Below are 5,995 nucleotides of genomic sequence, written 5' to 3' on the forward strand. Positions count from 1 at the left end.
CGCACCGACAACGTGTATCAGATCGAGATGAAGCAGAAGGCCATTGATCGTGCTGGTCTGGGTCTGCCGATCTGGGTTACCGGCGGCCCCCACGGCTCCCAACACCGTGGACTCGACAATGTGGTGGAACACTTCATGAGCCGCATCGGCGGCTACGGATCAGATCCGAAGCCCTGTTCCCCGATGGATGCCCACCGCTCGAACCATGGCGTTAACGCCGAGCACAGCCCTACGTGCCTTGGGTCTCGAGGCACGCCATCGATCTGGCTCCGCTACCTGCACGTAGCCTGGCTCTCCTGCGAGCGTCCCAGGACCGGTCCAGTGCGCGTTGTGTTCCCCGCACCCCGGCGGGATGCGAGGAACGTCAAGGTCTTATCCGCGGGGCAGCCGTGACCGTTTCGGAACCGACTTCTTGGCGACCCGACGCAGCAGGCCGGCACCGGGTCGCCCGTGCCCATCGGTGGTAGCGGCTGGCTCCGTGCCGAGTACTTCACCTGCGATCTGCAACCATGCCTGGGCGTCGGCGCCGTTGCGGTCGTCGGTCCACAGCAGGGTTCCGTTGGGGCCACCGCCTTGGTCGTGCGGGAGGATGCCGTTGTCGGCGTACCAGGTCTTCTTCAGCTCCCATTTGCGTGCGTAGTCGGGGAGGTCGAGCATCCCGGCGTGTTCCCAGTACACGGTTCGGCCGTTGCCGGTCGTGATGGTGAAGTCGGGAAGGACTACGCGTCCGTCTCTTCCGGTGAGCGGTTGTTCGTAGGCCCACCGGCCGGGTGCGAGCCGGTCGAGCAGGCCCGAGATGATGACCTCGTTCTTCGAGGCCATGGCGATTCCGTTGGCTGAGACGTGCATCAGTGTTCGGTCGAAGCGGCGGGCGTGTCCTCGCATGTCGAGAGTGACCGGCTGCGGGGCCTCGAAGAGATCGGTCAGTCTGCGCGCGGTCTCCGAACGCAGCGGGTGTGCCAGTTCGCGCAGGTCGGCCAGTGTTCCTTCGTGGAGGATGACGACCTTGTCCTGTTGGCGGGTCAACGCGGTGTACATGAGTTCGCGGGAGACTCGTGCGCGCGCGGGGAGAATCAGGAAGGTGATTTTGAACTCTGAGCCCTGGGACTTGTGCACGGTGACAGCCCACGCGAGCTCGAGTGGCGGATCGTCGGAATCGCTGGGCCAGTACGAGTACTGGTAGCCGGGCTGGGACGAGAACTCCACCTTGAGTGACAGTTTGTTCTTTGGTGTCTTCCGCGCCGGCGTGACATATCCGATGCCGACGCCGATCTCGCCGTTGGCGACGTAGTTCATCGCGCCGTCTTTGGGCCATGCCTTCATCCGTTTGTTGGTGGTCTGCATGACCTTGTCGCCGCGCACGATCAACTCCGGTCCGATCGGCCGGGGAATGTTGCTGCTGGCGTTGCGCTGTGCCCATGCTGTGTCGCCTCCACGGTAGGTCCGTTTGATGTGGCGGTTGATTTCGACGGTGCCGAAGGCGCGTGATCGTGTCGGTGTCAGGATTTGCCAGTCCTCGGCTCGTTCACCGGCTCCGACATTCCAGTTGAGATACTGCCCGTCGACCACGCCGCCGTAGGTTTGGGCGAATGCCCGTGCGGGGTCGTCGGTGTCGCTGAGCCCGAGGTGTCGGTCGAGCTCGTCGGTCAGTGTTTCCACGGCAGTGCGGGTGCCCCACTGGACATAGCGGATAGTCGGCAGGTCGGGGGTGGTGGCGAGTTCGGTCCAGATATCGTCGTCAGCGGCGCCGCGGGTGTTGTCGCCGAACCAGGCGGCGAGTTCGAGGTCGTGACGGCGGCCGTGGCGGCCGTCGGCGAGCTGGCGGCGCGGGATCTGCAGTTCGACATAGCCTGGTGCGACACGGATCCAGGTGTCGAAGTTCTTGGGGCGCAGGGTGTTCACTAGATCGACGAAGGGCCGCCCGGCACCGATCGGCGGTAGCTGGCGCGGGTCGCCTACCAGGATCAGTCTGCTGACGTTGGCAAGAGCGTCCAGGGTGGCGGCGAGCATCTCTTCGGTGAGCATGGATGCTTCGTCGATGATGACCAGAGCGTAGTGGTGGCGGGGCTTGTCCTGCCCCCACAGTAGGTAACGGCCGGTGTCGCCGTCGTAACGATCGGTTGTGGCGAGAAACGATGCCAAGGTTTTGGCCGGCATCCCGACCTTCGTTTCGAGCTGTACCTTGGCTTTGCCGGTGGGCGCGAGTAGCAGGACCCGGTCGGCGGGCAGACCTGTGTGGTCGACAAGTGCGCGCAGCAGCGTGGTCTTTCCTGTTCCTGCAGGGCCGATCAATACCGACAACGGCGCGTCGTGCAGGGCTGACAGTCCCGCAGCTTTCTCGGCACGGGCACGGTCTTCGAGGGCGTCGACCTCGTCGGACACCGTGCGGTTCGCGCTCAACGCTCGGTCCAGCACGCCTCTGGCATCGGGTATAGCACCGTGGCGGTCACGGGCTTGCTGGTCGGCAACCCAGCGCCGGATCTCGTCTGCGACGGTGTCGAATCGCACGAGTTTGTAGGCCGGTGTTCCATCGGCCAGGCTCACACCTCGGATCGGGGACCACTGCTCCCAGTCGGCGATCCCGTCGTGGTCGAGGTCGAGGCCGCTGATAATGGTCGCCGTAAGGTTCGGAGGCTGGGCCAGCGGTACCTGATTGGCCAGGTCGAGCGCTTCGCCCTCCGGCACCACGGTGTCGCCGGCGCGGCCCTGACGTTCGAGTACGTCGGTGAGCAGTGCTTCGATGCGCCGTCGGTCGAGGTGGCCGTCCAGCTCGATTTCCTCGCGTGCCGGCGGCTGCCAACGCACATGGGTGGGCGGGAACAAAGCTCGGTCGATGGTGGTGAACGGGATGTGATCGGGTTGACCGTAGGTGCATGTGGCGGCGAAGTACGGATTCGACAGCAGCTCTTCACATTCCAGTTCGACTTCGGTGGCACCGTCCATCAGCATCTGGATCTGTGCCGGTGAGATATCCATGCCGGAAAGCAGCCGCAACACTGTGCGACGCTCGTTCGGGAGCTTGTTCCAGATGCGGGCTTGTATCGGCCCGATATGGGTCCGCAACGACTCGGCTGCGCGGCCGGGATCGGCGAACACGGTGTCCAGCAGTTGCCAGGGGTCGAGGTCGTCAGCGCATTCGGTGAGGATTGCCCGCGACGCCACGTAGGGCTGCTGGACTCCGATCACCCGCAGCACACCGGGCAACCCCGGAGTCGGTCCACGCAGCTGCCACAACCGCTCGATTTGTGTCTGCAGCCAGTCGAGGCCGGCTTCCGGCATCTCGACACCGAGCTCCTGCATCCCCTGACCGGCGGCTTGAAGCGACGTCAATGCCTCGATCGCAGCATCGTCGGAGAGGTGCTCGGTGACATAGGAGAATTCGACGGTTCGGCCTTCCGGGGCCCAGGCCAGCGCCGAGTCGATATCGACGCCGGCATCCAGCAGCGGGATCAACTGCTGGTACGGCAGCAGGAAGCCATCGCGCATGTCGTGGCGCAACGAGTGCTCGACGATCGTCTCCCACATCAGTGACTCGAACGGCGGCGTGCCCGCCTGGTTCCATTTCGGTGGCGGCGTCATGCGCAGCACACGGGCGGCGCCGACCAGAAGCCGATCCGGACGCTCCTCCTGCAGGGGCGAATGCTTGACATAGATGAATACCAGCGAATCCCCTTCGACCACTGGTTCGAAGAACGCATCGAGTATGGCGCGCTGGTTGTCTGCGTCCATGACCCACGGTGGCGAGTACGACAGCGCTGCGTCAGCGGCATCCTCGGCGTTCTGGTCGAAGCCGGGCACCCGCTCGTGACCGACCTCGTCTTGCAGCGACTGCCGGTTCATCCACCGAAAGGGGACCGCCTCGAACGCATACCCGGGCAGCGAGACGGTCGAATCCAGCAGACTGCCGCGAAGCGCAGGGTTGTGGCGGAAGGGATGCTGCTTCACCACCGAGTAACCCAGCGGCGACATGAACATCCCGCGCTCGCTCAGGCACGGAAGCCGCCCCTGGTCCAGGCTGTCGACCGCGGCGCCGGAATGCGCGACCTCGAACGCGTCGTCTCGGCTCTTGCCGATTCCCGTCAGCAACGTGCACGACGAGTTTCCCAGCGGGTCATCACACACGAACTGATCCCAGGGCCGATCACGCCAGGGAACCCTCATCGACAGATGCTGAATTCTCGACACCTCCGCTGTCTATCACGCACGACCGACACATGACCCAATTTCCGGGCACCGTCTACCGCCGCGCCCGACACACCAACCGCACCAGCACCAGTGGCTCACCATCTGGTGTCGGGTGCGCTCGCGCCGCTGCCGCCACCCCTCGCGGGCGGTAGCGGCGCGAGCAGTCGGCGTGCGTCCGCACGGTCCACCCGGCCGCAAGCCGAATGCCGGCTGGGCGTCCAGTCAGCTGGTGGGACAGTTGACGGTGTATTCCCAGTCGGTGCCGCCAGGTCCGGTCACTCGGACCAGGACCGACGTCGCGGTTCCTGAGGGCAGTGCGACAACGACCGATCCGGTTCCCTGGTTGATGTCGTCGCCGATGTAGCCGGTGTTGTGGACGAGGCTGCCCTGGTAGAAGACCTCGATCTGGTCGGGGATGCGGTAGGTCTCATATGCCAGGACGAAGGAGGTGGGTCCGCTCGTGCCGAGGTGGTGCAGGGTGTCGGTGACGCCTTCGCCGCCGGATTGGGTCGACTGGTTGCACGGCTTGGACCGCGGTATCGACGACCCGCTGCCGCCGCTGCCGGTGCCGCTTCCACTACTGCTGCCGCTGTCACTGCTTCCGGAGCTTCCGGTGCTCGGCGCCGCGGACACTCCGGCCGCACCGGCCAGCATGATCGCCGCCGCCAGGGTGATGGTCGCGGCCGCAGCGCGGACCGGACGGTGTCCGATTCTGTGGGTCACCAACATGTTTGCCTCGCAGCTCATCGGTAGGATTCGTCGCTCACGAGCGTGGCAACATCCTGGCGGTGCGGGGTATCTGTCGTTCGCCCGACAACGGCCACCCTTGCGAGGTCGCGCGACGTGGGGTTGATCGTCGACGTCATTGCGGCAATCCCGTGGCGATCGGGGCATGGCGGTCAGTCGGTCATGGCACTATCGGCTGATCGACGGATACCGCAGCAAGGCCGAAGGGAATAGTGATGCCGCCAGCGCAGCTCGAGACGCGCCGCATCACTGTCGAGCGCGTCCTCGCGCGCACCGAACGCATCGGCGTCGCGGTGTTGTCCGGGGTGAACTCCGTTGTCGCGCTCGCCTGCCTGCTCGGCGGCGAGGTCGAGCGGAGCGGGGTCGCGGTAAATCTCGGGTTGTTGGTTTGGTCGTTGTGGCGGTTGTCGCGACCCCGAATGGGGCAATGGTGGCGGGTCGCCGACCTCACGGTGGTGACGGCGTATCTGTTGTGCACACCGCTGCTGGTCGACGGTCCTGAATTCACCACCGCTGCCAGCCCGATGCTCGCTGTCGCGGGAACAACGGTCATTTCGTTCTCGCTGGCCACGACCACGATCCGGTCGCTGACCGCCACCGTGGTGACCATGGCCGGCTGGTCGGTCGGCGCCGCCGGCATCGACGAGGTCGGCAACCCGTTGGCGATATTCAGCCTCGATTTCCTGCTTGTCGAATGGGCGATGGCGGCGCTGCTGCGCCGCCTGGTGGTGCGGGCGGCGGCCGCAACCGATGACGGGTTCGAACAGTTGGATCGGACCCGCATCGCCTCCGAGGTGGCCGAGGCGCGCGCGAAGGCCGAGCGGGAGATGTGGGCCACGATGCACGACACGGCAGCGTCGACGCTGACCATGCTCGGGCAAGGGGTATGCGCGGACCCGGCCCGGCTGCGCAAGCAATTGCAGCGCGATGTCCGTGCCGTGACTGCATCTCGACCGAGCAGACCGCCAAGGACCGTCCACCGCTGCACACGAAGAAGTGCACAGTGGTGCATCTTCACGGCAGCTATCTCGACGCCAGTTCGATGCTCAACACCCCCACCGAA

Annotated in this window: 3 protein-coding genes and 1 pseudogene; 2 read left to right on the forward strand and 2 right to left on the reverse strand. The window is 65.4% G+C overall.

The window, feature by feature from the left end; translation table 11 throughout:
• Positions 1-393: hypothetical protein (locus tag GP2_RS21995; RefSeq protein WP_217997258.1), on the forward strand; the 393-nt coding region annotated here is incomplete at its 5' end.
• On the opposite strand, the gene GP2_RS20495 is transcribed toward GP2_RS21995, so the two are convergent.
• The gene (locus GP2_RS20495) at positions 373-4,185 is read right to left on the reverse strand and encodes an ATP-dependent DNA helicase (RefSeq protein ID WP_006902562.1); all 3,813 of its coding nucleotides are present in this window, start codon (positions 4,183-4,185) and stop codon (positions 373-375) included. The two genes, GP2_RS21995 and GP2_RS20495, sit on opposite strands and share 21 nt — an antisense overlap.
• A gap of 222 nt (positions 4,186-4,407) precedes the next feature.
• Positions 4,408-4,914 (reverse strand): hypothetical protein, encoded by a 507-nt coding sequence (locus tag GP2_RS20500; protein ID WP_373278946.1) that lies wholly within the window; start codon positions 4,912-4,914, stop codon positions 4,408-4,410.
• Positions 4,915-5,147: 233 nt separating this feature from the next.
• Between GP2_RS20500 and GP2_RS20505 the strand changes: the two are divergent.
• A pseudogene (locus GP2_RS20505) lies at positions 5,148-5,995 on the forward strand (hypothetical protein); the annotation flags it as partial.

Origin of the sequence: Gordonia paraffinivorans NBRC 108238, from assembly GCF_000344155.1 — a bacterium.
GTDB classification, from domain to species: domain Bacteria; phylum Actinomycetota; class Actinomycetes; order Mycobacteriales; family Mycobacteriaceae; genus Gordonia; species Gordonia paraffinivorans.

Bases quoted from the DNA above. Each gene is read 5' to 3' on its own strand.
- GP2_RS20500 (WP_373278946.1), bottom strand. From the start codon at position 4,914: ATGTTGGTGACCCACAGAATCGGACACCGTCCGGTCCGCGCTGCGGCC.